Annotated in this window: 22 protein-coding genes; 10 read left to right on the top strand and 12 right to left on the bottom strand. The window is 50.1% G+C overall.

Features of this window, described 5'->3' with window-relative positions; translation table 11 throughout:
• Positions 1–461: 461 nt before the first annotated feature.
• Complete coding sequence (gene gap, locus BWK47_RS05500; RefSeq protein ID WP_162327874.1) at positions 462–1,481, bottom strand: type I glyceraldehyde-3-phosphate dehydrogenase; 1,020 nt, start codon at positions 1,479–1,481, stop codon at positions 462–464.
• 32 nt (positions 1,482–1,513) lie between these two features.
• Between gap and BWK47_RS05495 the strand changes: the two genes are divergently transcribed.
• Positions 1,514–1,693, top strand: coding sequence for a hypothetical protein (locus BWK47_RS05495; protein WP_162327873.1), 180 nt, complete (start codon positions 1,514–1,516; stop codon positions 1,691–1,693).
• Positions 1,694–1,837: 144 nt separating this feature from the next.
• A complete protein-coding gene (locus tag BWK47_RS05490) occupies positions 1,838–2,266 on the top strand; it encodes an Npun_F0494 family protein (protein ID WP_162327872.1) in 429 nt (142 codons plus the stop codon).
• A gap of 116 nt (positions 2,267–2,382) precedes the next feature.
• Here the strand turns inward: BWK47_RS05490 and BWK47_RS05485 are convergent, their stop codons facing one another.
• On the bottom strand, positions 2,383–3,828 hold the full coding sequence (locus BWK47_RS05485) for an LCP family protein (protein ID WP_162327871.1): 1,446 nt from the start codon (positions 3,826–3,828) through the stop codon (positions 2,383–2,385).
• Between the two features lie 321 nt (positions 3,829–4,149).
• On the opposite strand from BWK47_RS05485, the gene BWK47_RS05480 reads away from it, so the two are divergent.
• The gene (locus BWK47_RS05480) at positions 4,150–4,299 is read left to right on the top strand and encodes a hypothetical protein (RefSeq protein ID WP_158299072.1); all 150 of its coding nucleotides are present in this window, start codon (positions 4,150–4,152) and stop codon (positions 4,297–4,299) included.
• A 26-nt stretch (positions 4,300–4,325) separates the two neighbouring features.
• Here BWK47_RS05480 and BWK47_RS05475 read toward each other — a convergent pair whose 3' ends face one another.
• Positions 4,326–5,504 (bottom strand): LptF/LptG family permease, encoded by a 1,179-nt coding sequence (locus BWK47_RS05475; protein ID WP_041425792.1) that lies wholly within the window; start codon positions 5,502–5,504, stop codon positions 4,326–4,328.
• 188 nt (positions 5,505–5,692) lie between these two features.
• Entirely contained in the window at positions 5,693–5,851 is a 159-nt protein-coding gene (locus BWK47_RS17020; RefSeq protein WP_237269846.1) for a hypothetical protein, read from the bottom strand.
• On the opposite strand from BWK47_RS17020, the gene BWK47_RS17015 reads away from it, so the two are divergent.
• A complete protein-coding gene (locus tag BWK47_RS17015) occupies positions 5,850–6,056 on the top strand; it encodes a hypothetical protein (RefSeq protein ID WP_020861625.1) in 207 nt (68 codons plus the stop codon). The genes BWK47_RS17020 and BWK47_RS17015 overlap by 2 nt on opposite strands.
• Positions 6,057–6,144: 88 nt before the next feature.
• Here the strand turns inward: BWK47_RS17015 and BWK47_RS05465 are convergent, their stop codons facing one another.
• On the bottom strand, positions 6,145–6,456 hold the full coding sequence (locus BWK47_RS05465) for a hypothetical protein (RefSeq protein WP_010872234.1): 312 nt from the start codon (positions 6,454–6,456) through the stop codon (positions 6,145–6,147).
• 154 nt (positions 6,457–6,610) lie between these two features.
• Here BWK47_RS05465 and BWK47_RS05460 point away from each other — a divergent pair, with 154 nt between their 5' ends.
• Both BWK47_RS05460 and nspC read left to right on the top strand, forming a co-directional pair.
• Complete coding sequence (locus tag BWK47_RS05460) at positions 6,611–6,754, top strand: chlorophyll A-B-binding protein (protein ID WP_038530698.1); 144 nt, start codon at positions 6,611–6,613, stop codon at positions 6,752–6,754.
• A 156-nt stretch (positions 6,755–6,910) separates the two neighbouring features.
• Positions 6,911–8,059: a carboxynorspermidine decarboxylase gene (nspC, locus tag BWK47_RS05455; RefSeq protein WP_237269844.1), complete on the top strand. Its 1,149-nt coding sequence runs from the start codon at positions 6,911–6,913 to the stop codon at positions 8,057–8,059.
• Positions 8,060–8,081: 22 nt separating this feature from the next.
• On the opposite strand, the gene BWK47_RS05450 is transcribed toward nspC, so the two are convergent.
• From BWK47_RS05450 to BWK47_RS05425, 6 genes are all read right to left on the bottom strand, one after another.
• The gene (locus tag BWK47_RS05450; protein ID WP_162327868.1) at positions 8,082–9,854 is read right to left on the bottom strand and encodes an Rqc2 family fibronectin-binding protein; all 1,773 of its coding nucleotides are present in this window, start codon (positions 9,852–9,854) and stop codon (positions 8,082–8,084) included.
• A gap of 93 nt (positions 9,855–9,947) precedes the next feature.
• Positions 9,948–10,346, bottom strand: coding sequence for a glycine cleavage system protein GcvH (gene gcvH, locus BWK47_RS05445; RefSeq protein WP_010872230.1), 399 nt, complete (start codon positions 10,344–10,346; stop codon positions 9,948–9,950).
• A gap of 97 nt (positions 10,347–10,443) precedes the next feature.
• Positions 10,444–11,340 carry a peptidoglycan DD-metalloendopeptidase family protein gene (locus BWK47_RS05440; RefSeq protein WP_237269842.1) on the bottom strand — a complete coding sequence of 299 codons (897 nt, stop codon included), beginning with the start codon at positions 11,338–11,340 and terminating at the stop codon, positions 10,444–10,446.
• 48 nt (positions 11,341–11,388) lie between these two features.
• Positions 11,389–12,840, bottom strand: a complete 1,452-nt coding sequence (gene gatA / locus BWK47_RS05435) for an Asp-tRNA(Asn)/Glu-tRNA(Gln) amidotransferase subunit GatA (protein ID WP_010872228.1) — start codon at positions 12,838–12,840, stop codon at positions 11,389–11,391.
• A 127-nt stretch (positions 12,841–12,967) separates the two neighbouring features.
• Positions 12,968–13,219, bottom strand: a complete 252-nt coding sequence (locus tag BWK47_RS05430) for an RNA recognition motif domain-containing protein (RefSeq protein ID WP_010872227.1) — start codon at positions 13,217–13,219, stop codon at positions 12,968–12,970.
• 228 nt (positions 13,220–13,447) lie between these two features.
• Positions 13,448–14,677 carry an NAD(P)/FAD-dependent oxidoreductase gene (locus BWK47_RS05425; protein ID WP_162327867.1) on the bottom strand — a complete coding sequence of 410 codons (1,230 nt, stop codon included), beginning with the start codon at positions 14,675–14,677 and terminating at the stop codon, positions 13,448–13,450.
• A 188-nt stretch (positions 14,678–14,865) separates the two neighbouring features.
• Here BWK47_RS05425 and BWK47_RS05420 point away from each other — a divergent pair, with 188 nt between their 5' ends.
• On the top strand, positions 14,866–15,642 hold the full coding sequence (locus tag BWK47_RS05420; RefSeq protein WP_162327866.1) for a TIGR00297 family protein: 777 nt from the start codon (positions 14,866–14,868) through the stop codon (positions 15,640–15,642).
• Positions 15,643–15,656: 14 nt separating this feature from the next.
• Complete coding sequence (gene ruvA, locus BWK47_RS05415) at positions 15,657–16,292, top strand: Holliday junction branch migration protein RuvA (protein ID WP_162327865.1); 636 nt, start codon at positions 15,657–15,659, stop codon at positions 16,290–16,292.
• Positions 16,293–16,308: 16 nt separating this feature from the next.
• Here ruvA and mscL read toward each other — a convergent pair whose 3' ends face one another.
• Positions 16,309–16,746: a large conductance mechanosensitive channel protein MscL gene (gene mscL, locus BWK47_RS05410; protein WP_162327864.1), complete on the bottom strand. Its 438-nt coding sequence runs from the start codon at positions 16,744–16,746 to the stop codon at positions 16,309–16,311.
• A 127-nt stretch (positions 16,747–16,873) separates the two neighbouring features.
• Here mscL and BWK47_RS05405 point away from each other — a divergent pair, with 127 nt between their 5' ends.
• Complete coding sequence (locus BWK47_RS05405) at positions 16,874–18,244, top strand: AAA-like domain-containing protein (RefSeq protein ID WP_010872222.1); 1,371 nt, start codon at positions 16,874–16,876, stop codon at positions 18,242–18,244.
• A gap of 305 nt (positions 18,245–18,549) precedes the next feature.
• Positions 18,550–24,486, top strand: coding sequence for a translocation/assembly module TamB domain-containing protein (locus BWK47_RS05400; RefSeq protein ID WP_162327863.1), 5,937 nt, complete (start codon positions 18,550–18,552; stop codon positions 24,484–24,486).
• Positions 24,487–24,636: the final 150 nt, after the last annotated feature.

The raw sequence follows: 24,636 nt of genomic DNA, 5'->3' as shown, positions 1-24,636 counted from the left end.
TTTTAAAACACCTCCTAACTGGAGTGCTTTTTCATCCAATATAGCTTCCTCTTTTTCAGGGTTTAGGAACAACTTCCTGATAACCTAGTTAAACTTTAGCCCATGGCAAGCAAACCATTTCCCCGAAAATGGTGAAAAATCAAAAATCTCCGTTACCATGCCCATAGGGTTTGTCCCTAACTTGGGCTAGTGGCCCAGGCATTGTGAGTTTTTTGAATTAGTGGAATTTTTACCATGACCGCCGATCAACTGTTGATGTTAGTTGTCCTCCTTGTCCCTGGTATTTTGCTATCCGCCCTAGTGATGGGTAGTTTTGCTAAAGGGGGTTAACTAAACATAAATAAAGTTACCGGGATTACTTTATTACCCCGGTAAATCTAGACTAACTGAGACAAGTCATAGGCTGTTGGACGATGACTGCTCTGATTTTCCTGGGCTTGATAACTTAACAAATACCAAACCTAGACCAAACCGTCTTTGCTCGCCATGGTCAACATTAGGTCAATGACCCTACAGGAATAGCCCCATTCGTTATCGTACCAAGAAACTACTTTAAAAAAGTTGCTGTTCAGACCAATGCCGGCCCCGGCGTCGAAAATACTGGAGCGAGGATCGGTACGGAAATCCATGGACACCACATCATCTGCTGTGTAGCCCAAAATTCCTTTAAGTTCCCCCTCGGCGGCGGTTTTCATGGCAGCACAAATTTCTTCGTAACTCGTGGCTTTTTCCGTTTTAAAAGTTAGATCCACCACAGACACGTTGGGGGTGGGGACCCGGAAGGCCATGCCGGTTAATTTACCTTTTAACTGCGGTAGCACTAAAGCCGCTGCCTTAGCCGCTCCGGTGGATGAGGGAATAATGTTTTGGGCTGCCCCCCTACCTCCCCGAAAATCTTTTTTGCTCGGGCCATCGACGGTGGGCTGGGTGGCGGTCATGGCGTGGACTGTGGTCATCAATCCTTCCACAATGCCGAAATTATCGTCTAATACTTTGGCGATCGGAGCCAGGCAATTGGTGGTGCAACTGGCATTGGAAACAATTTTGTCAGTGTCGGCGTTGTAGTTGAGATGGTTCACCCCCACCACAAAGGTGGGAATTTTTTCGGGATCCTTACTGGGAGCGGAAATAATTACCCGTTTGGCACCGGCTTTGAGATGGTTTTCAGCGGTGGCGTAGGTGGTAAATAGACCCGTGGATTCTACGACGTAATCCGCCCCTAGATCTCCCCAGGGTAATTGGGCCGGGTCCCGTTGGGAAAAACAAGGGATAAATTGGTCGTCAATGACAATGCCATCTTCCTTGGCTACCACGGTGCCACCGTAGGAACCATGGGTGGAATCGTATTTAAACAAATAGGCCAGGTTAGAGGCTGGAACGAGGTCATTGATGCCCACTAGGGTCACTTGGGGATTGGCCATGGCGATGCGGGCCACAAGACGACCAATGCGGCCAAAGCCGTTGATGCCGATTTTTAACATTGAAAAACTCCTGGGGAATAAATAGCAAAAAAATGACCCGGTCACACCAGGACATCCGACTTGCCCTAACGTTAACCCAGCTCCTTGGCCGCAGGATTAGGGAGAATGGGAAAAAATACTTAAATCTTTCCTTGGCGATCGCCGTGGTTACCTGGGAAATAATTGGCAACAATGGTCGGATTTGGGCACAATGGGTAAATACGACCAAATAAGGCCAGGCAGAAGGATTTTGAATACTAGATTGTGGGTTGTGATATGTCCAGATTCTTTGACTGTTCTTGATTTTTTCTAAAACCTTACAGCCTTGCCCGCCGATAAATTCTCCCTGTAAACTGCCGGATTGACTTAATTTCGCCATGAACACCTCTTTGGCATCCCCTAAAGCATTAGCTGGTTACACTGCCCACACCTACAATCGGGCCCAAAGAGCTTTCCAGTGTTGTCCCTTTTATTTGAACTTGTTTCGAGCTATGGCCCAAGCCAGTGTGCCCCTACCAACGATCGCCGGGGTTGGGGGAGTTGAGCAAGGTTTTTGTGGGCAAGCATTAACAGAAAATCGGGTGGAGCGGGAATTGATGTGGCTCATTCAGGTGGGGCTATTGCGTCGGGAAGTGGACGGCCAGGGGATTACGGACAGTTTTCGCCTCACACCGTTGGCCAAGCAAATCCTCGATCAATATCCCGGCGAGCAAAGGCAATTTCCATCCCCTTCCCTGTTAGATCGTTTACAAAATCGGTTGGTCCGCTGGCTGGCTCCCCTTGCGACCCTGTTGGTCCGGGGCTAGTTTCAGGCCCCCTAGATTTATCTTTGGGCAAGGTCTAATAGACGGAATTTCCCAAGCTCCCCCGAAACTAACCTCAATGGCGATCAAGTAGACGGAAAAAACAAAAATCTAGAGCATCAAAATTGAGGGGCAGAGTCGTCCACCGGGGTAGATTCCTTGAGCCATTGGTCAATATCCATGCCCACTTGAATGGTTAAATCCGAGCCCAGGTCGCCGACGGAGGAAGCTTCTACCACTCCTCCCCCCAGGGTTTGCCGTAGATAATGGGCCCCATCCAAGTCCCCCCGCTGGACTAAAATTTTTGTCTCCGCTAATAGTTCCGGGGATTCCGATGTTTCATAAAAATTGCGGAAGTCCTTGGCCCGTAAATATTCCTTCACCCGTTCCAGGGCCTGGGGATCATCAGTAGCATTTTGCAGCGCAATGCGTAAACTTTCCGGAGATCGCCCTGGAGTCTCAGCCCAGGTGGGGACTTCTTCAATCACATCAAAGTAATTCCTCAATACCTGCCTTTTGCCGGTATCGGACATCACCCAATAGCTACGGCCATCAAATTCCGTCGGTTGGCTAAACCGCCCCGGTAACATCACCATTTGCACTTCCTGGCGATCAAGTTGACGCCCAAAATTAACCAGGGCCAGAATTTCCTCCATGGTTAAATTTGTGTCCACAGTTTTCTGCATAATGCCAATGGCCTTGGGAATGCGGGTGATCATACTGGGATGGCTAAGGCGATTTTGCAGGGCTTTGAGCAGGGTTTCCTGCCGTTGTACCCGGCCAATATCCCCATTGGCGTCGTAGCGAAAACGGACAAATTGTTCTGCCTGTTGCCCATTCAGGGTTTGCAGTCCGGCGGGTAAATCGATTAATAACTGCTGGGTTTTATCTTCGTAAAACATGGGCCGGGGTACAAATACCTCCACTCCCCCCACTAAATCCACCAATTCCTGTAATGCGTCGGTGGTGACTCTGACGTAACGGTCGATGGGGACTTCCCCCAAGTTACGGTTGATTACCCTCGCCGCCAACTGCGGCCCCCCATAGGCATTGGCATCGTTGATTTTGGTATAGCCCACATCGGGAATGAAAACCCTAGTATCCCGAGGAATGGAAAGTAATTTCAAACCATTTTCCCTGGGATCGAATCGTACCAATAGCATGGTGTCACTGCGGCCACCAAACTCATCCACATTGGGTTCTTCCTCTGTGGGTTCTACCCGGTCAATGCCCATCACCAAAATGTTGACAGGACGACTGATGTGATAGGGAAATAGATCTGCCTGACCTGCCTCTGCTCCGGTGGACTGCCCTGGTATAACCTGCTGAACTAGCCCCTTTGGCCCAGGGGTAAAAAAGCTGATGCCCACCCCGGCGATCGCCGCTACAGTGGCAGTCAAAGTCACTAACCCCCCCCAAACTAAGCCCTTGCCTAGGGGAAGAAAACCCCTTTTCGGCCGGGGACGCCCCCCGGGGGAACCAGTGCCATTGTTGGGTCGGTAATGGGAACGAACCTTGACGGTGCTGGAGGACTGCAACGAACCAGACTCGGTACTATTCGCCATACAACCTCAACACCACACTGATTTTGGTAAACAAGCTGAAACTCAACCTATACAGATAACACCAAAGAGTCGATTGTTCCACCGATCTGCGCCGGATAGCAACGACCCCAGGACAGATTATTAAGTATTTTTGCCTAACAAAACGGTGGGTAAAGTTACCATTTTTATTCATCCCCCCCAGGCGATCGCCCTGGTACCCTGGTTGACCTGGAGAGGGAGGGGAGGGGTTAATCGGAACATTGTCACAAAAGTTTGTGTTTTTTCATCGAAAAAATAGTATAATGCCCTCGCTTGATAAAACCCTTTATAAAAAACAACTCCATGAGCAAATCTGCCGTTCTTGCCAAACCCGCCGGCGATCGCCAAAAACAGGTTTACGCAACTCCCCAACAAGTGCAATACCTCTATTTAGAAGCGGAATTGGACGTACTCCTGCGTCAGCTCCAGACCTGTGGCAATAAGGACAACTAGAACTGGCAACGGGCATCGGCACAACTTCAACGCAGGCGGGAAGATTGCACCAGCAAAATAGTGCCCGCAATTAACCCCAGGAAATTAGGCAGCCAAGCGGCGGTGAACGGATCCAGGGCTCCCCAAATCCCCATAGACTCGCTTAAAAAAGAGAGTAGGTAATAGAAGAAAATTAAGCCCACACAGATACCAAAACTGGTGGCTTTGTTCGTATTCTGTGGACGCACTCCGATCGCCGCCCCGATTAAACCAAAGACAAAGCAAACAAAGGGCAGAGCATATTTCTTTTGGATGCGGACTTCTAGTTTGCGTACTTTCTTGTCGTCCCCGCTTAACCGTAGTACTTCCAGGTAACGGCGGGATTGGGCAATGGTCATCTCACCATCCTTCCGTTCCTGGCTAGCTAAATCCAGAGGGGCCCGGGGCAACGCCAATTGTTGGTGGCGAAAGCGGACAATATTGCGGTAAGAACCGTCGGGGGCAATGAGATACACGGTGCCATCATAGAAATCCCAAGTATTTTCAGAAATATTCCAACTAGCCCTTTCCGCTGTTAGCACTTGATTAACGCCGCTCTGGGTTCGATCAAGAATTGTTAGCCCCTTCATTTCACTGCCGTTAAACTCTTCGGCGTAGAACAAGCGCTTCAAAATATTTTTCTCGTTGCCGTCCGGTTGTCGCACCATGCCGTATTCCGGATAAATAATATTTTGCTCTTGGCGGGGGGGGCGATCTTGATGGATAGCCCGGTCTAGGGTAGCTAACGCTTCATAACTAGCGGCGGGGGTAATACGGTCATTGAAAACAAAGGCAATGCCCGTAACTACTATGCCAAACAGTAGGGCCGGCACCACCAGGCGATAGATGCTAACCCCAATGCTACGCAGAGCAATTAATTCACTATCGCTGGAAAGACGGCTATAGGCCATCAAGCTGGCCAACAACATTGACATGGGAAAGGCCAGCACCACAAACTCCGGCATTTTCAAGAACAGGATCTTCACCGCAATATCCATGGGGAGTCCTGATTCCGTTACCCGCCGCACCAGGTCAAAGAGGGTGCCAATGGACAAAGCCAGGGAAGTGAACATGCCCATGCCGAAAATGAAGGGCAGAAACAGTTCCACAAATAAATACCGATCCATGACGGAAAGACGGGGCAAAGGGAGTTGAAATCTACTTTGTTTGAAGGTGCCAACGGCCATAGTCACAATGGGAGGTTACGACAAGAAAAATCAGTTAATTATTAGTTAATTGGTTGATTAGGATGGGGGAGACCTTACCATACCAAAAATCTCCAGCTAATAAGGGCGAGGGATTGCCAGTTAATCAAGCCAGACTCATTTTCCTGGCTCTGTTTTTCAATGGCTGGGGGCATTTTAAAGACTGGCAATCAGTTTTGCTCGATGGAATTAGAATTGATAATAAATCCCGAAAATCTTGAAAAATCCATGTTACTACCGATGAAATCCATTTTAAAATCCGCCGTCTTGGCACTGGCATGCACATTGACCACCTTTGCTTCTTTTTCTGGCTTATCTGCCCAAACCATGACAGACACTCCGGCTTCTCAAGTTAGTCCTGAAAAGCTGGAAGTACTAGAAAAATTAGGAGCAATTCTTAATGAGCAACAAAAAGGCAAACTTGAAGCCGGTTTAGCCCAAGGCCAAGAAGTCAAAGCCATTTTGCCCACTTTGGATTTGTCTCCCCAGCAAAAAATTCAAGTGCTTAAAGTCTTGGAATCAGTCAAAAAATAGGGAAATTGCCCGGCTTAATTGCTCTAAATCCCAGAGAAGCTGCTAGGGGGAATTATTGGCGGGTTAGTTTCCAGTGCCTGCCATTGCCCTAATAATGGCGATCGCGCTCCAGGTCAAAAATTGCCTTTTCCCAATACCAGTGCTCCGGGCGATCGGGATGTTTGGCCCGTAGATTGGTTACCAGTCTTTCCGCTACCTGGGCATTGCCCGCAATACGAATTAGATCCCGCCGTAACTTACCGGGTACCCTGGGTGATGTTGGGCGGGAAGCTTGGATGGCCTGCTTGAAACCTGATGAATGACGACGGCCTCTGCTCCAGGCGATTTTCCGACCTGATCTACGCCTAGCCCACCAGATCAAGCCCCACAACAGGGCGATCGCCAAAATTAGGGCCAACATTGCCTTGTTCTCCGAAGGTTAGTCACTTCTGTTCTGTTTGAGCCTAACATTATCTTCCCGTTGCCTTTTCCACCACAGACTTGCCATGGACGCAATACTCTGTTACATTTATTTACATAGACAACCCTCCCAGCTCGTAATTACATTCTTAACCATGAACAACGAAAACTCTAAATTTGGATTCACTGCTTTCGCCGAAAACTGGAATGGTCGCTTGGCCATGATCGGTTTTTCCTCTGCCCTGATCCTCGAGCTTGTCTCTGGGCAAGGTGTACTTCACTTCTTCGGCATTCTGTAATTTTTCCATAGTTCCTAAATTTTTTAGGTTTTCTGGCCTGGGGTACCTGTAGTAAATCTCCCCGGCAACCTCCGTTAATCTCAAGACTTGATTGGGCTACTGTTTTATTGGCAGTAGTCTTTTTTCTTTTTTATAGCTGAAGTGAGCAGTTTTGCGGTGAACATTCTCGAAAACCCCAGGTTATCCAGCCTACCTTCCCCCTGTTTTGTGTTGGAAGAGGAATTGTTACAACGAAATTTGGCGATTGTCGAACGGTTGCAGCAATCCGCCCCGATTGAGGTGATGTTGGCCTTGAAGGGTTTTGCCCTCTTTCCCTGTTTTCCTTGGTTGCGGTCAGGGTTAGCAGGGGCGTCGGCCAGTTCCCTCTGGGAAGCACGACTGGCGGCGGAGGAATTTGGCAAAGAAGTGCACGTTTATGCCCCCACCTATCGCCCCGATGATTTGCCAGCCATTATTCCCTTGGCTAGCCACATTACCTTTAACTCCTTGGGACAATGGCATCGTTATCGGGAATCGTTGAAAAATACCGCGGTAAAAGCAGGTTTACGCATTAACCCCGAATATTCCCCCGTGCAGACCGATCTTTATAATCCCTGTGTGTCCGGTTCCCGGTTGGGGGTGCAAGCGGCAATGTTGGCGGGTAATTTGCCGTCGGGCATTACGGGCTTTCTCTCCCACAACCTTTGTGAGAGCGATCATTTAGCTTTGGAAAAAACCCTAGGGCAGATCGAAAAATTATTTGGCGAGTATTTGCCCCAAATTGAATGGTTAAACCTAGGCGGCGGCCATTTAATGACCAGCCAAGGCTACGACGTGGATTATGCCATTGCAGTAATTGGAGAATTCCACCAACGCCATCCCCATCTGCGGTTGATTATGGAGCCGGGGTCGGCGATCGCCTGGCAGACAGGATTTTTACTTAGTACGGTGGAAGATCTGATCGAAGCACCGGAATTTACCCATGCCATGCTCGATGTTTCCTTCACGGCCCATATGCCTGACTGCTTGGAAATGCCCTATCGGCCAGAAGTAAGGGGAGCTAGAGTGCCGCAAACGGGAGATACTGTTTATCGTCTGGGGGGTTCCAGTTGCCTCGCGGGGGATTTTCTCGGTGATTATGCCTTTGATCAACCTTTACAGGTGGGCGATCGCCTAATTTTTGAAGATATGATGCACTACACCATGGTCAAAACCACCACCTTTAATGGAGTCCACCATCCCGCCATTGGTTGTCTGCGGCGATCGGGGGAATTTGAACTGTGGCGTACCTTTGGTTATGAAGATTATCGCAACCGCTTAGGTTAGCAAACCATTGGGGTCGTCAAAATCAATTGTGGGTCAACTTTGGCTTGACGGCCCCGGGTTTACCCCAAATGACGGTTTCCTGTTGATAAACCACCATGCCCGGTTTACTACCCTTGGGTTTAAAGACATATTTAGGCTGGGTATAGACCACCGGTACCTGTTCTTCCTCCCGGCCTCGGCTGTAGTAGGCCGCCCAATCCGCCGCTGATTGCAAATCCTGATCTCCGGCGATCGCCCCTGGGGGTAATCGGAGTAACACATGACTGCCGGCAATTTCCTGGGCATGGAACCACAGGTCATACTCGGTGGCAACCCGAAAACTAAGGTAATCATTTTGGCGATTATTACGGCCAATCCAGAGGGGAAAACCGGAAGGGGTTAGGCTCTGGTGCGGCTCAAAAGTTTCCGTCTCTTTACGGCGGGGACGGCCATGGCTAAGGGCTAAATAGTTTTGTTCCGCCAACTCATCCCGGATTTCCGTTAACGTTTGCCAGTCGGCGAGATTGTCAAATTCCGTCAAAGCCTGCACACTGGTTTCTACCTGGGTGAGGTAGGCCAACTCCTGCTCCACTTCTGCTAACAAAGGGAGAATGGCCGCCTCTGCCCGGTTTAATTTTTGTTGTTGTTTGTAAAGTCGCTGGGCATTTTGGATCAGGGTTTTGTCCGGTTGCAGGGGAATGGTAACAGGAGATTGGTCGTCAAAGTCCGGTAAGGTGATGGAGCTTAATCCCGGTTGCCCCTGGTGGAGATAGGCCATCAACAGATCCGCTTGCCGTTGATATTGCTGGGCATTGGCTGCTGCATTTAACCTTTGTTTAAACGTGTCAGCTTTTTGTTGCAGTTTAGCAATTAGATTACTTAGTTTTTGTTGAATTTGGTGCTGTAATTGCTGAAAATTTTCCCGCCCTAACTCTCTCCGATAATATTCATTTACCAATTTATTAATGGGTAGCAAAGGGCGATCGCCTTCTTCCTGAGTTGGCTCAACGTCATTAACAACAGTGGTTTCTGCCAAGACTGTGTAGCCCTGGGGCAAACTTTTTCCGAAAAAATCTGCCTTTTCGAGCCGTTGTAGCCAAATTTGCCAGGCAGAGAAGAGGTTTTCCCATTGGTGGGGGGTTAAAGCTTGATTATTAATTTGTTCATCGATACCGGCTTGGGTGAGCAAGTTTTTTACCACCATAGGACTGACTCCCCGGTAACTTTTAATCAACTGTTTACCTAATAAACCCGGAATTAATTGCACTCTTTCTTGCCAATCGTTCAAACTTTCCGTCAACGAAGGAGGTGTGGCCAATAAAGCCGGTGGAGATTGATAGGGTTGCCCCGTTTGTACCGTTCTAACCCTTGATTGTTGGGAGTTAACTTGGTGGGCGACGGTGATAATTTGCCGTTGGGCATCGGTCAAAATCAGGTTGCTATATTTGCCCATCACCTCCAAAAACAAATGGTATAGAGGTTCATCCCCTGGCCGTTTGGCGATCGCCAGGTCAATGACCCGTTCCCAGGGCTGTAGGGGTTTGAGAGAAATTAAGGCCAGTCCTTTAAGCTGATGCCGCAGTTGATCGCTAAAAGTAAACGTGTCCGGTTCCTGGGGCGGAGGAGGATCTAAACAAATTCTTGCCCCCTGGGGATGCCAAGCTAGGGTTAGCCAACCCCGTCTTTCTAACGTGCGCAGAGCGAGGGATAAACCGTGGCGATCATGCTGATAAATCTGTTCGATGCGGGCGGGTAGCCAATCACCTTGGAGTTCAGCAACAATGGCCATCAGGGTAGTGTAATCAACAGCTTGCATAATGATTTCCTGCCCCGATGGCGAAAGTATGAACTGTCATAAAGTATCCATTGGGTGGGAAAAGGATTAACCTCTAACCCCCGCCCAGACTGCCTAATCTCCCGTCTCTAGGGTGGCGCGGTAGTCTCCGGCGGCCATCAATCCTTCTTTGGCATCTTCCACATCATCTAGGCGCACCTTGATCAACCAACCTTCTTCCCCGTAGGGGTCTTGATTGAGCAACTCCGGCTGATCTTCCAAAGCTGAGTTTTTTTCGATCACAGTGCCCGTCACAGGGGAATATAAATCCGAGGCGGCCTTGACCGATTCCACTGCCCCCATGGACTGCTCAAATTCCACTTTGTCCCCTTCTTCGGGTAACTCCACAAAGACAATATCCCCCAGCTCATCCACGGCAAAGGCACTCAGGCCAATGGTGGCCGTTTCCCCATCAAAGCGGACGTACTCGTGGGAATCCAAATAATAGAGATCGTCAGGATGTTCCAGTTCCATGGCAAAACCGCTAAAGGCAACAGCGTTGTTAGTTTACCAAAAATATGGCGGAGGCAGGGGTTGTTCCTGGGTCCACAAAGGACTGAAAATCGTTTAACTATGGGCGGGGTAAATGTAACTTCGGATCCTGGGCCGCCCAACCAACAGGGGATTGAACCCTTACTTCAAAATGAAGATGGGATGAAGCAATATCCGGCCGGCCAGTACTGCCTACATAGCCAATCACAGTACCAGCGGGGACTTTTTCCCCAGGATCCACCGCAAATCGACTCAGATGGGCATAACGGGTTTGACGGCCATTGCCATGGTCGATGACCACCAGGAAACCATAGGCCCCTTCCTGGCTAACTAAAATCACCTCCCCGGCGGCGGCGGCTATGACAGGGGTATCCAGAGGAGCCAACAGATCTACGCCACTGTGAAAAAAGGCATCTTGCCCCGCGGCCTGATTTTGCCAGCCGTAATCTAGGCCAATTTTGGGAGTCGGTTGGATGGGCCATTGGGCCAAGCCTGTGTAGTTATCCACATTGCTAGGGGCATTTCCCCCCCAACTGATGCCAGGAATAAAGGCGCGACTGGGCTTTTCTGTGCAACCGTTGATTTCAAATAAAATATCTGCCCGTAAACCATAGGCAGAGGCCAAATCCTGCCAAGTGGCCCCCGCTGGTACGGAAACAAAACGACCGTTAAAGGGGGGAATCAAAATCGTCTGCCCTGGGGTAACTTGGCCACTGGACAACTGATTGTTCACACTGATGAGGGTGGCCGGCACTAGTTGATATTGGGCTGCGATGCTGTCAATGGTTTCCCCAGCTTTCACCACATGGGGAGTCATCCTTTCGGCGATCGGTTCGGGACACAGGTCAGTGAGAGGAACGGTTAACTCCTGGGCGGGGCTACGACCGCAGAAAAAAGGCCCAAGGAGCAGGAACGCCGAGAAAAAGACAATTATTTTCCTTGGCGATCGCCGTGGCGGTTTTGATTGCAGCTTCAATTTCAAAATATTGCTGGACCTGCGGAAAAGCAGCTAAACAATAAAATATTAGGCCGATAAATCCGGTTGGCGATCGTGCCATGTGGTGGCTTGTTCATAGGCATAGCCCACCCGGAATAGCATTTCTTCCCCTAACACATTGCCCACCAATTGCAGGCCAATGGGTAAATTGTTGTCGTCAAAGCCACAGGGCACACTCATGGCCGGTAAACCAGCTAAGTTAACTGGAATGGTCATCAAGTCGGAGAGATACATGCTGAGGGGATCATCGGTTTTTTCTCCTGCTTTGAAGGCTGTAGTGGGGGCAGTGGGGCAAACCAACACATCCACTTTGGTAAAGGCTTGATCAAAGTCTTGTTTAATCAGGGTTCTCACCTTTTGGGCTTTGAGGTAATAGGCATCGTAGTAACCGGCGGACAGGGCATAGGTGCCGAGCATAATGCGCCGTTTGACTTCTGCGCCAAAACCCTTAGCCCTGGTGTGGGTGTACATTTCCATCAAATTATCTGCTTCCGCCCGTAGGCCATAGCGCACCGCATCGTAACGGGCTAGGTTAGCTGACGCTTCGGAAGGGGCAATGACATAATAGGCAGCAATACCGGAACGGAACCGGGGACAATGGATTTCCTCAATGGTGGCCCCTAATTCCCGCAGTTTGGCGATCGCCGTTTGCACTGCTTCATTAACCGTATCGTCCAAACCTTCCCCAAAGGCATCCATAATTACCCCCACTTTCACTCCCTTCAAATCTGGCTTGAGGGCTTGGGTGTAATCGGGAATGGGCACATCTAGGCTGGTGGAATCCCTACTATCATGGCCGGCGATCGCCTGGAGCAGAATAGCTGCATCCTCCACCCGACGGGCAAAGGGGCCAATTTGATCCAAAGAGGAAGCATAGGCCACCAAACCAAAACGAGAAACTAAACCATAGGTGGGTTTCATGCCCACCACCCCACAGAGGGAAGCAGGCTGACGAATGGAGCCCCCCGTGTCAGACCCCAAAGCAATCAAACATTCATCCGCTGCTACGGCCGCCGCCGATCCCCCGGAAGATCCCCCTGGCACCCTGGTCAAGTCCCAAGGATTAGCCGTCACTTGGTAACCGGAATTTTCCGTGGAACTGCCCATGGCAAATTCATCCAGGTTAGTTTTGCCCACCATCACTGCACCGGCTTTTTGCAACTTCTCCGTCACTGTGGACTCGTAGGGAGGCACAAAACCCCGCAAAATTTGGGAAGCACAGGTGGTAACAATGCCCTTGGTGCAAAGATTATCTTTAATGCCAATGGGAATGCCCGCTAGTAGGCCAATGGGTTCCCCCGCCGCAATCTGGGCATCCACCTTTTCCGCCTGGGCGATCGCCTGGGGAGCTGTCACCTGCAAAAAGCTTTTCAATCTGTCGTCCACCGCTTCAATCCGCGCCAAACTCGCCTGGGCCACGGCAACGGCAGAAATTTCTTGATCTATTAATTGTTGGTGCAGGGCACGAATAAGCGACATAGGGAAAGAGCCAGATTTACCTCCCCCAGTCTATCAGCAAGCCTGCCTAGCAAAAAAGGAAAGATGACTCAAACACCTTCCCTTCCACAACGAATGAAATCTTAAATTCAGGTAATTAGGCAAAAACTTAACGAGGGGTTCTCGGTCTTGCTTTATTAACTTTGAGATCCCGCCCCATCCATTCGGCTCCATCCAGAGCTTCAATGGCGGCATCTTCTTCCTTATCGGAAGACATTTCAACGAAACCAAAACCCCGCATACGACCGGTCTCCCGATCAGTGGGAAGTTGAACCCGCTTAACAGTGCCATACTCGGAGAAGACAGTCAAAACGTCATCTTCGGTGGCTTGGTAAGAAAGGTTCCCGACATAAATGGACATAAATTAGCTCCAAAACCAGAGAAAAGAAAGAGAGTGGGTTTCGGAGAGAAGCCTGCTAAGCGTAACCATAAACAATGCACTAACACTCATAACAAGTGCGTCTACCGATCCTTAATCTCACTGGCTGATCATAGCACCTGCCGCCAGAATTTGATGGCTAATTTGTCTAGATGTCTTCACAAGGGAGAATTTTAACCAAAACCCTCCCCAGCGCCCGGTCAACTGACCTTAGGATTTCCCCAACAGGGGTTTCCATTTGTCCGGTTCAAAGGACTCTCCCTTGAGCATCCGATTCCAGTACAGCCAGGGCAAAACATAACGTTTCACTAGCCACATGCTCCACCGCTCCTGGGTGGGGTCAAAGGGAAAACTGGATTTGGGCTGGCCACCATAGTCAAATTCCGCCATCATGGTTTTGCCGTAGCCGGTGACCAGGGGACAACAGGTGTAACCACCGTATTCTGCAGACGGTTTTTTGCTGTTTAACAGACCCAAAAGGTTTGTTGCGACCACAGGAGCTTGTTTCCGCACCGCCGCTGCTGTCCGGGAAGTGGGCAGGGAAGAGGCATCTCCCAAGCTAAATACGTTGTCGTAGCGATTATGTTGCAGGGTGAATTTGTCCACATCGACCCAACCACCGGCCTCTGCGGCCAGGGGACTGTTTTTAATGAAATCCGGGGCGGACATGGGGGGGGCCACATGGATGATGTCGTAGGGTAAAGTCACTTCCGTTTCCCCATTGACAGTGAAAGTGGCTTCTTTCGCGTTGGGGTTAATGGCTTTGAGATCATGGTGATAGCGTACGTCAATATTTTTCTTTGCCGCCACCTTTTCCAAAGATTCACAGTAGCCGGGAATGCCAAAGATTTTTCCCACTGCCACGCCATAGGTGATGTTGGTTTTCTCCCGCACGCCATTTTTGCGGAAGGTTTCGTCCGCTAAATACATGATTTTTTGTGGCGCTCCGGCACATTTGATCGGGGTGGCCGGAAAAGTGAACAGGGCATTGCCGCCTTTAAAGTTTTGCAACAGTTCCCAGGTGTAGGGGGCATAACGGCGATCGTAGTTGCTGGTGACGCCATTTTTACCGAGGGATTCCTGGAGCCCTGGAATTAGATGCCAATTGATTTGAATGCCGGGACAAACCACCAGATATTCGTAGCTGAGATTGCGGCCGTCCTGGAGGGTAAGGCAGTTATTTTCCGGGTCAAAACTGGCCACACTGGCTTTGATCCATTTGGCACCGCTGGGAATGCAATCCTGCTCCGGTTTGATGGTATCTCCCATGGCGAAGGCTCCGCCCCCCACTAGGGTCCAGGCGGGCTGGTAATAGTGTTTATCGCAGGGTTCCACGATCGCCAGATCGAGTTTGGGTTGCTGTTTTAATAATTGGGCCGCCACGGTGATGCCGGCTGCTCCTCCCCCAACAACAATGATTTGATGGTTCAATGCACTCATGGTGTTTGACTAAAATCTGATAATCTCTTTTGCTTCAGACTGTTTTGGCACAGTTCAATCTTTATTCTGCCTTAGGGCCCGACTCCTGGAAAAATTTAATCCCTTTTCCTGGCGATCATCGTTGGCATAGCTCGATCCTATGATCAACAAATGATCCACCAACCATCGATGCTTCTGGCATTTTTCCCATGGACAATTCCCTGCTCAGCGAAATTTGGCAGCAAAGTCTGGCTTTTCCCTGGCTTAGTGCTGTTATTCTCAACAGTTTTTTGCTAGCCTTGGCGACGATCGCCCCGAAGAAACTTTTAACCCCTTGGGGTTACGGCCATGCCTGGGTGTTGGGGGTAATTATCTGGGCGGCCCTGGGCTGGCGGGGATACCTGGTGGTTTTGGCTTATTTTTTGGTGGGTTCCGCTGTGACTCGCATCGGTCAAGCTGAAAAAGAAGCAGCGGGCATTGCTGAAAAAAGATCCGGGCAACGGGGGCCGGAAAATGTCTGGGGTTCTGCTTTAACCGCTGCCCTCTGTGCCCTGGCGATCGCCTTTGGGCCGGAACCATGGCAACCCTGGTTAGCATTGGGCTATGTGGCTAGTTTTAGTACTAAGTTATCGGATACCACCGCCAGCGAAGTGGGTAAAGCCTACGGCAAAAACACCTTTTTAATCACCACCCTGCAACCAGTGCCCAGGGGGACGGAAGGAGCGGTAAGTGTAGAAGGCACCTTGGCGGGATTTGCGGCGGGTTTAGCCCTGGCAGTTTTAGGTTACGGCGTAGGTCTAATTTCCGTCGGGGGAATAGTTTTTTCCACCTTGGCCGCTTTCATTGCCACCAACCTGGAGAGTGTAATTGGTGCAACTCTGCAAAATAAATGGCCCTGGCTCACCAATGAAGTGGTTAATGGAATTAATACTTTCCTCGGTGCGGCGATCGCCATTGGCATTGAAGCTACGGCCCAGTTGATTTAGATACGAAAATAGTTATGATTCAATTTCTTCAGGGCCAGGTTGTTACAGTCACAAAAAATATTCAGAACCGTTGGTTTTTGATTTTGTCCGTTAATGGGGTGGGTTATGAGTTGCAGGTGCCCCATTCCTTAGCCCAACAATGGACTCCGCCCCCCCCGGAACCCCAACAGGTTTTTACCCACCTCTTGGTACGCCAAGACCAGATCGCTCTTTTTGGTTTTGCCCGCCTGGTGGAACGGGATTTATTTGGTCAATTAATGGGAGTTACCGGCATTGGGGCCCAGTTGGCGATCGCCCTAATTGAAACGTTGGGCTTGGAAGGCTTAGTGCAAGCGGTGGTAACGGGCAATGTCAAACAATTGTGCCAAACGCCGGGGGTCGGGAAAAAAGGAGCGGAAAGGTTAGCCCTAGAACTAAAAACGAAGTTATCCCAATGGCACAAGTTACAGATGGGGGACATGGGGGTAAATCAGCCAATACCCCAAACGGCACTATTGGAAGACCTGGAAATGACCCTGCTGGCCCTGGGTTACACTCAAACGGAAATCCAGCAGGCGATCGCCATGGTCAGTCAAGTTCCAGACGTGGCCCAGAGTGAAGATCCAGAAGTGTGGATCCGCCAGGCGATCGGTTGGTTAAGTGATCACTAAAATGATCTTTAACTATCTATTGGGATGAAGATTGCTGATTTTCCAGTGTGGCAATTAAGCGATTGATGGAATCAGTTAAATTAGTTTGGGCTTCCAGCACCGGATCCGGTTGTGCTTCGGCCACAATTTCTTCCTCCACTGCTTTTTTTCGTTGCATTTTTTCGATGGCTTTAATGATGAGGAAGATTACAAAAGCAATGATTAAAAAGTTAATTACAGCAATAACTAATTCCCCCAAACCCAAGGGTAAATCCTGCAATTGACTGACACCGGCTTGATCCAGTACTGGCTGTAGCAAAACTGCCATTAACCAGGCCACAAAAGCATTGACAATACTGGTGAAAGCTCCACCAATTACTACCGCTACGGCCAGATCTACTACGTTCCCCCGCAGGATGAAATCCTTAAAGTCCCGCCAGAATCCGCCGGCCCCTTGCCTTGCACTTTTAACCATGGGGGTTAACTCCTCTTTTGTACTAAAATATTGTTAATTAGTCAGTGGTATCATAGCAGTTTTCAGCGCTACCATTAAACAGGTTGAGCTAAAGCTTAGCCTCTAATTACCGAGACCATATTTGTCGATGAAACCAACTGGTTGGAACCAATTTTTACTGGACATTACCCACGACTACAATCTGCGAGGCAAGCTAAAAGAGGTGTTTTTGGCCCGCTTTGCCTATGAGCATTGGCGTAAGTCCGACCTGGAAGTGTGGGAAATTGCCGAAGCCGCCAGCCATGAAACCTACAAAAAGCAAATGACCCAAATTTATGGAGTTTTTGCCAATGATAAACCAGGGGGTTGTCCAGAATTAGATGCCAGTAGTCGTGGTCCGGGTAAATTTCAATTGTTGCGGGACTGGTTTAAGGAGGTGAAATATCCCCAATGGCAGAGTGAGCAGTTTGCCGTCGGCGTTAATGGCCTTACCCCCGCACTGACGGTTGGTCGTGGCAGTCCCCTGGGGGATAACGTTATCTATGTTCTACGGCTACCCACAGAACAACAATGCCTGGAGGAACTGACCAGGGGGGGAGCCCTCTTGCGCATTAAAGCCCCGGAAAAAATGGGTAAAACTTCCCTTCTACAATTTTTGCTGGCGGAAGTGGAAGCAACGGGCGATCGCCATATTTATCTCAACCTACAAACGGCGGAAAGCGCCATGTTTAGTAGCCTAGATAAATTTTTGCGTTGGTTCTGTGCCAACTTAAGTCGAGAATTGGGCATCAAACCCAATTTAGATGACTATTGGGATGAAGAATTATTTGGCAGTTTAGTTAGTTGTAAAACCTACGTACAGGATTATTTACTTAGTCAAACTGACCGGGCGTTAGTAATGGCCATTGATAACCTAGACCGCTTGTTTGAGTTTCCCGTTATTGCCCAAGACTTCCTGCCCATGTTGCGCTATTGGCATGAAGAAAGTAATAACCTGGCTCAATGGCAAAAGCTACGTTTAATTATTGCTAATTCCACCGAAGCTTACGTCAAACTAGATGCCAACCAATCCCCTTTTAATGTGGGTCGCCAATGGAAATTGACCGGTTTTACCAAAGAACAAATTCTGCAACTTAAAGCCGCCTATGGTTTTGATGACAATCAAATTGAAGAGGAAAATTTATTAACCCTCGGTAAACTGGTGGGGGGCCATCCGTATCTGATTCGTTTGGCCTTGGATGCGGTACAAAAAACCAATGTGGACCTACCAACCATTTTAGCCAACGCCGTCACCCAGAGTGGCATTTACAGCAATCATCTCCGTCGTCTGTGGGGCTTACTGACCGGGGCACCGGACTTAGCCGCTAGCATGAAGCAGGTGGTGAACAGTGAAAATCCAGTGCAATTAGATCCCCCCATTGCCTATCGTTTGGAAAGTATGGGTCTGGTGACCCTTAGTGGTGATCAATGTAGTGCCAGTTGTCCTTTGTACCAACGTTATTTCCATGAGCAATTGTGACGTTTTTAGCTGGCTTGCTGTGGTGGATGTTCAACCTTAACCCGGGCTTGTGTCCTAAAATATCGGAGTCAGTTTAGTTGGTTCCAGTCTGCTAATTACGGAGAAATGGAGCAAAAACTTGTCTAAGACGGCCGCCGTTCCTCCCCCAAAATTGTCAGCCCTGATTGGATTGAATAATTTGTTCTAATTTCCCCCTAGACCACTTTCTTCGCTAAAACAGAAACTAAGCTTCCCTGGTGGCGGTCTAGTCCATTTAGGCCCCATGGTCAGTTAGTCGTGAACTGAGTTGATTTTGCCAAGTATCCATGAGCAATAATCCTTCCCCTCACAGTGCGGGGGCGATCGCCAAATTGAGACGTTGGCTAACTAGACCCAGCACCTTGATCACCCTAGGGGGACTGACGGTGGTTGGTACGGGCCTATATCTGGGGGGACAACACCTGGCCTACCGGGAAGCATCACCGTTTTTGGAGTCGGAATTATCCAGATTGTTGGGTCGGCCGGTGGACCTTGGCCCGGTGGAGGATTTTCGCTTACTGGGGGTGCGCCTTGGGGCTTCTTCCCTGCCCCGGACCGTTGATGATGCCACGGCGATCGCCATTGAAGCCATTGAGATAGATGTCAATCCCCTCCCTTTCCTGGTGGGACAACCGGTGGAAGTTAGTGCCACCATCATTAATCCCCAGGTGAACCTGGAGCAACAACCCACGGGGCAATGGACCACCATTAAGTTACCGGAGGGGGACAAACCCTTTTCCCTGCCTCTGGATTTAACGGTGGGAGTTAATTTACAAAATGCCCAATTGCAACTGTTACCCCAAGGTTTGCAAAAGCCAGTACAAATTACCGTGGCTGGGCAGGGGGGTTATCAATATCGACGCCAAGGAGATCGCCAAACCGTTAGCTATGACCTAGGGGCCCAATCCCTGGGCAGTGACCTCCAGGCCCAGGGGCAAACGGTGCTCAACACGGGGGAAAGTCAAACCAATGTCACCATTAATCGCCTCGATTTACCGGCTTTAGCCAGCCTATTACCTCCTTTACCAGTGGCCTTGGAAACCGGAGAAATTTCTGGCCAGGTGCGGGGCAGTTTACCTAGTTGGCAACAGTGGTCCGCTTTACAAACTCTCGGCAATGTCGAGTTGAAGCAACTGCAGGCCCGCATTGATAAGGTTAAAGCTCCTTTGCAAGTAGGTTTAGACCTAGGTTTTACCGGACAAAAGTTGCAGATTAACCAGGGCTTGATCAACCTTGGCCCCCTTAATGCTGCCCTCCAGGGCACCATTGATTGGCGATCGGGCTACGATCTCCAATTCACCACCAAGGCCATTGACACTGCCGCTTTCCTCGACACCATTGCGGTGCCCCTACCATTACCCATCACAGGACAAGTCCAAGCCCAGGGAAAATTGCAAGGAACCCTCACCAGCCCCCAACTCCAGGGCCAGTTAACCAATGTAGCTGCAGTAACCGTGGACCGGGTTCCTTTGGATCGTTTAGGGATCAATTTCCGGGCTGATCTAGACCAAATTGCTTTAGTCAATGTGAGTTTACGCCCCACCAGCGGAGGAGAAATTCAGGGCCGGGTACAGTCCCCATGGAAACTGCGCCAATTGTTAACTCCAGAAGCAGACCAATGGCAGTGGCAAACCATTCCCGTGGCGGGGCAAGTCTCCGGGGCGATCGCCACCATGGCTTTATTGAATACCTATGACCTGAATTTGCAACAGGTGGAAATTGGTAACCTGGGTTTTTCGGGCCAGGCGGGGGGCACGTTGGGCAATCCCCGGTTCAATGTGCAATGGCAAACCACCAACGGCGATCGCCAGGGCCGTCTTAACTTAAGCACCAGGGGACAAGCAAATTTAGTAGGACCCCAATTAACCCTAACTGGAGCACAGATAAGCACCAACGAAGGCTCTTTCAACGTGCAGGGCCAAGCCAATTTTGCCCAGGATCGTTGGCAAGCCCGCTGGAACACGACCCAGTTTCCCCTGCAACCTTTTCTGCAAACCATCTGTGGCTTGGAAAAGAGCAATTTTTGTTTACCCCAACTGGCGGCCCAACCCCTCACCCTCAACCGGGGTCAAGGCAATGTGAGTGGGGAAATTTTTACTTTTACCCCCAACCGTTGGCAGGGCAATGCTGAGCTTCAATTAACTAGTAATGAAGAAACCGCCACCATTAATGCTAGTCTCCAAGGGGGTCAAATCCAGGCCGGGGTAGAAGCCCGCAATGTGGCCGTTAATAATTACTTGCCTGCTTTAGCCGCTCCGGTGGCCCTAAGCCAACTCACTGCCCGAAGCCAATTACCGTTAGCTCCTTTGCTGGCTGGTCAATTGCCCCTGGGACAAATAGAGGGCCGCACCCAATTCACCGCCCTAGTGGACGATCGCCGAGTTACAGCCAATGCCCAACTGACGGGGGGCACAGTGCAAACCAATGCTAATCTCGGAGCCATTTCCCTCAATACCTTTTTGCCACAGTTGCCGGTGGCGGCCAGATTGAACAACGGAGAAATCCAAGCCCAGGCTTTTGTGGGGGACATCAACACCTGGAAAGCTTTACGCAGTTTTGACCCCAACCGTCTCCAAGGCCAAGGGCAGTTAAACCTCACCGTTGCCAATGGCCCCGTAGCGGTGAACGGTTCTTTGCTCAATGGCAACCTGGCGGCGATCGCCAATGTGGGGGCCATTCCCCTCAATGCCCTAGCTCCAGAAATTCCCTTCCCGGCCCAGGTGGAAAAGGGCCGAATTTCCCTGGGAGCAAACTTGGCGGATCTGTGGCAACAAGAACCGGATCTGAGTCGAGTAGCGGCGATCGCCAATGTGGATTTGGAAGTTGCCGGGGGGACTGTAACCAGTGTCAGTGCTCTGAAAAATTTAGCTTGGCAAAGTCGGCTCACCGCCAAGGATATTAACCTCAATCCCGTTCTGGCTCAGTACGGCGGCACCGATGGAGTATCCCTTGCCCCAGTGGAGGGAGAAGTTAAGCTGGCGGGCAACTTGGGCAATGTATTTACCAATGATGGAAACTTGGGGTCCATTCTCGTCACAGTACAACAGGCGTTGTTCCGCAGTGGGGAGCAAACCTTTTCTGCCCAGGGCAAGATAAGTGTGGGCAGTTTTAATCAACGACCCGCATTAACCAATGTCAATCTCAATGTCCGCAATGGCCTGAGTTTTGCCCAACTGCCCGTTAATGCCCTGTTAACTCAACTACCCTTAGCACCGGAATTTCGTCCCCAAGCTTTGGCCCTGGAGGGTAGTAGTCAATTTACTGGCCAATTAACAGGACGCAATGTCACAGGGCTTGGGGATTTAAAACTGGCTGGTAATTTGGCGGTCAACAATTTAGCCGTTAATGGTTTTGGCTTTGAACCCCAATTGCAGGGCCCCTTCTCGGTGCAGTTAAACCAAAATGTTTTGATTGATCTCCAGGGGGAAAATGATCACCTAGCGGTGAACCTCAAACCCTGCCGGGGTAATTGTCTATTTCCCTATCTCCCCACCAGCTTTAATCTGCGCCAAGCCTATGGCCGGCAGCAACCCATCCTCGCTCAGGGTAAACTCAACGGCGATCGCCTAGCCATGGAAGTAGGGAATTTTCCCCTCGCCCTTCTGGATATCCACCCGGGCATACGTTATCAAATTGCCGGACAACTGGATGGCAACTTTAACGCCGACCTAGTGGTTAACCTCCGCAACGGCCATGGCCAAGGCAATTTAGCCATTGATGGCGTTACCCTCGGTACCACGGCGATCGGTGAAGTAACTGCGGCCCTGGCTTACCAAAATCAAACCCTCCAACTCAAACAAGGCCAGCTTAAAACCGCTCTTGGCCAATACCAAGCCCAGGGGTCACTGAACTTCAGAACCGAAGCCATCGAAGCTAGGGTAAACGTCAAAGATGGTGATATTGCCCCCTTGCTAGCGGCGGCCAACATTTCCGATGTGGGATCCCTACTGCGGCTCACCGGTTTGGAACCTCCCCCTCAGGAATTGGCAGATACCATAGGCCCTCTTAGTTTGGGCAACCCCGATGGGGCACTGGAAAATCAACTCAATCTCCTCTACGTCATTGACCAACGCATTATCGCCCTCGCCCAGCAGTACGAACGGGGGGGCGTACCGACCCAGTTAAATGTTCAGGGTAATTTCGATGCAGTCCTTAATCTGAATGGCACCCTGCGAGATCCGGCCCTTGCTCTCAAAGTACAGGGCAAAAATTGGAGTTGGTATCCCCAGGGGCCCTTCCCCAACATCGTGCCCCCCATTGGGCTAGTGATGAATGAAACCCGTTTTCTGCCCATCGAACAGTTTCAACTTGAAGCCAAATTTGCCGATGGCCGTCTGGCCTTACTACCTTCCTTTGTGCAGATTGAAGAATCTCGCTTGGGGGCCGAAGGAATTTTCTCCCTAGAAAAAAGTCAATTGCAATGGTCGATTAAGGATTTTAATCTGAATAATCTAGACTCCTTTGTGGAAATGCCCTCTGCCTTTGGGGCTCGCCTTAATGCCCAAGGAAGCTTTGCCCGAACCGCCGCTGGCCCTAACCTATCAGGGCAGTTTGAGTTTGACCAGATAACCCTCAACGCCAGGCCGGTGCCGGAAGAGGTGGGGGGCAGATTTGATTACCAAAACAATTTATTGCAATTGGTCACTTCGGAAGCTTCTCCCCTCTACCTAAGGGCCGATGTGCCTCTTTATTGGAATCCCCAGGAAGCTAAAACTGCGGAAGGGCCAAATACCTTTAGGGCTGAATTCAAAATTCCCCCCAATTCCTTGGAGTTATTGGACGTGGTCAGTCAAGAGCAATTGGTCTGGCTTGGTGGGGAAGGATCCGCAGATCTGAAAGTGGAAGGGGAAATTGACCAAAGGAATGGCATTGGCATTTCTGACCTCAGGGCTTTGGGGAAAGTCAGTCTCAACGGAGCCCAGATTAGGAGTGCTGCCCTACCAACCCCGGTGCAGGTGGATGGGGAAATTCTGTTTAACAACACCACGATCGCCATTGAGCAATTAACAGGACAACTGGATCAAAGCCGCATTGAGGTGGCGGGAATTTTACCCCTGTTTGAGCCCCAGCCAGATTTGGAAAATCCGCTTCAGGTGAGCATTAAACCCACTAATATCACCATTCCCAATCTCTACCAAGGTAATTTGGCGGGGTTTGTCACCGTCCAGGGTTCTGCCCTGGCCCCCAGTTTGACGGGGGATGTGGCCCTGGCCAACGGCCGATTTTTTGTGCCCGATCGCAGTTTGGAGAATCAGCCCAGTCGCATTGCGGAACTACGTACTAGATTAGGTTGGTTCAAAGGGACGAGGCGATCGCCAATGGTGGAGCCCCAGTTAAATAATCTGCGTATCACCCTGGACAATCTGCATATCGAGCAGGAACCCCTCTACGTTTTTAACTTTGGTGGTGGGCTCACGGTTAATGGCCCCCTGACCAACTTCGATGATCTAAGGGCCGATGGCACCATTAGCCTCGACCGAGGTCGGGTCAGCTTTCTTGATACCCGCTTTTTGCTCGATCGCCGGGCCCCCAACACGATTACGTTTTCTCCCAACGAGGAGTTAATTAATCCCAGCTTGAACATTGCTATGCGTACTATTGTGTCAGACTTGCCCCAGTCGGCCCGCATGCGCTCCCAGGAAACCAATGAATATCCCGACGACAGCCTGAACCAAATTGAACGGATTGATGTGCGCCTGACCATTGACGGCAGTTTGAGCCAGATTTTACCCAACATTAATCCCCGCTACAGCGCTGTTTGTGACCCTACTGTTACTTTTCGGCCGCTGACGGGGGTGGGTAGTTTCGACGAATTTCAGCTCGATCGCCTTTCCCGTTGCCTACAAATCCTGGCCGCCCAGGGGGTGCAAAATGAGCAAATTTTCAGTAATCCGGCCCTGAGTTTGACCAGCAGTCCTCCCCGCACCGAAGGGGAAATTGTCCGCCTGTTGGGAGAACAGGTCATTGTCCTAGTGGATGCACTCCAGGGGAAAAACTCTAGCCAGTTATTACAGGTGGGCATTACCCAGTTAGCGATCCCGATGATTTTCCAGGGATTGGTCTACGATGTGGAAACCGCCATCAGCGACAAGATTAAAAGCACCGATTTCCGAGTGGTGCCTTTCCTCGAAGCGATCTATGAAGTGGAAGATAAGGGATATATGCGTTTTACCTACGATTACAATTTCAGCCAGTTCATCATCCGCTATGAGAAACAGTTCTAAAACTGGCACCCTAGAAGCCGGAGCTATTTTTTTGTTAAGGTGGGGCAAATTTCAACTTTTACGGTGCGGTGGTTTCCGATCCCCATGGGGCGCTTTGATGCCCGGTTCAGGGAGAATGACCAAGGCCCAATTGCTACCCATAGTTCCATT

Origin of the sequence: Synechocystis sp. CACIAM 05, from assembly GCF_010222815.1 — a bacterium.
Classification (GTDB): Bacteria; Cyanobacteriota; Cyanobacteriia; order Cyanobacteriales; family Microcystaceae; genus Synechocystis.
Note: the sequence above shows the minus strand (reverse complement) of the source record. Positions and strands in the feature narration are given on the sequence as shown.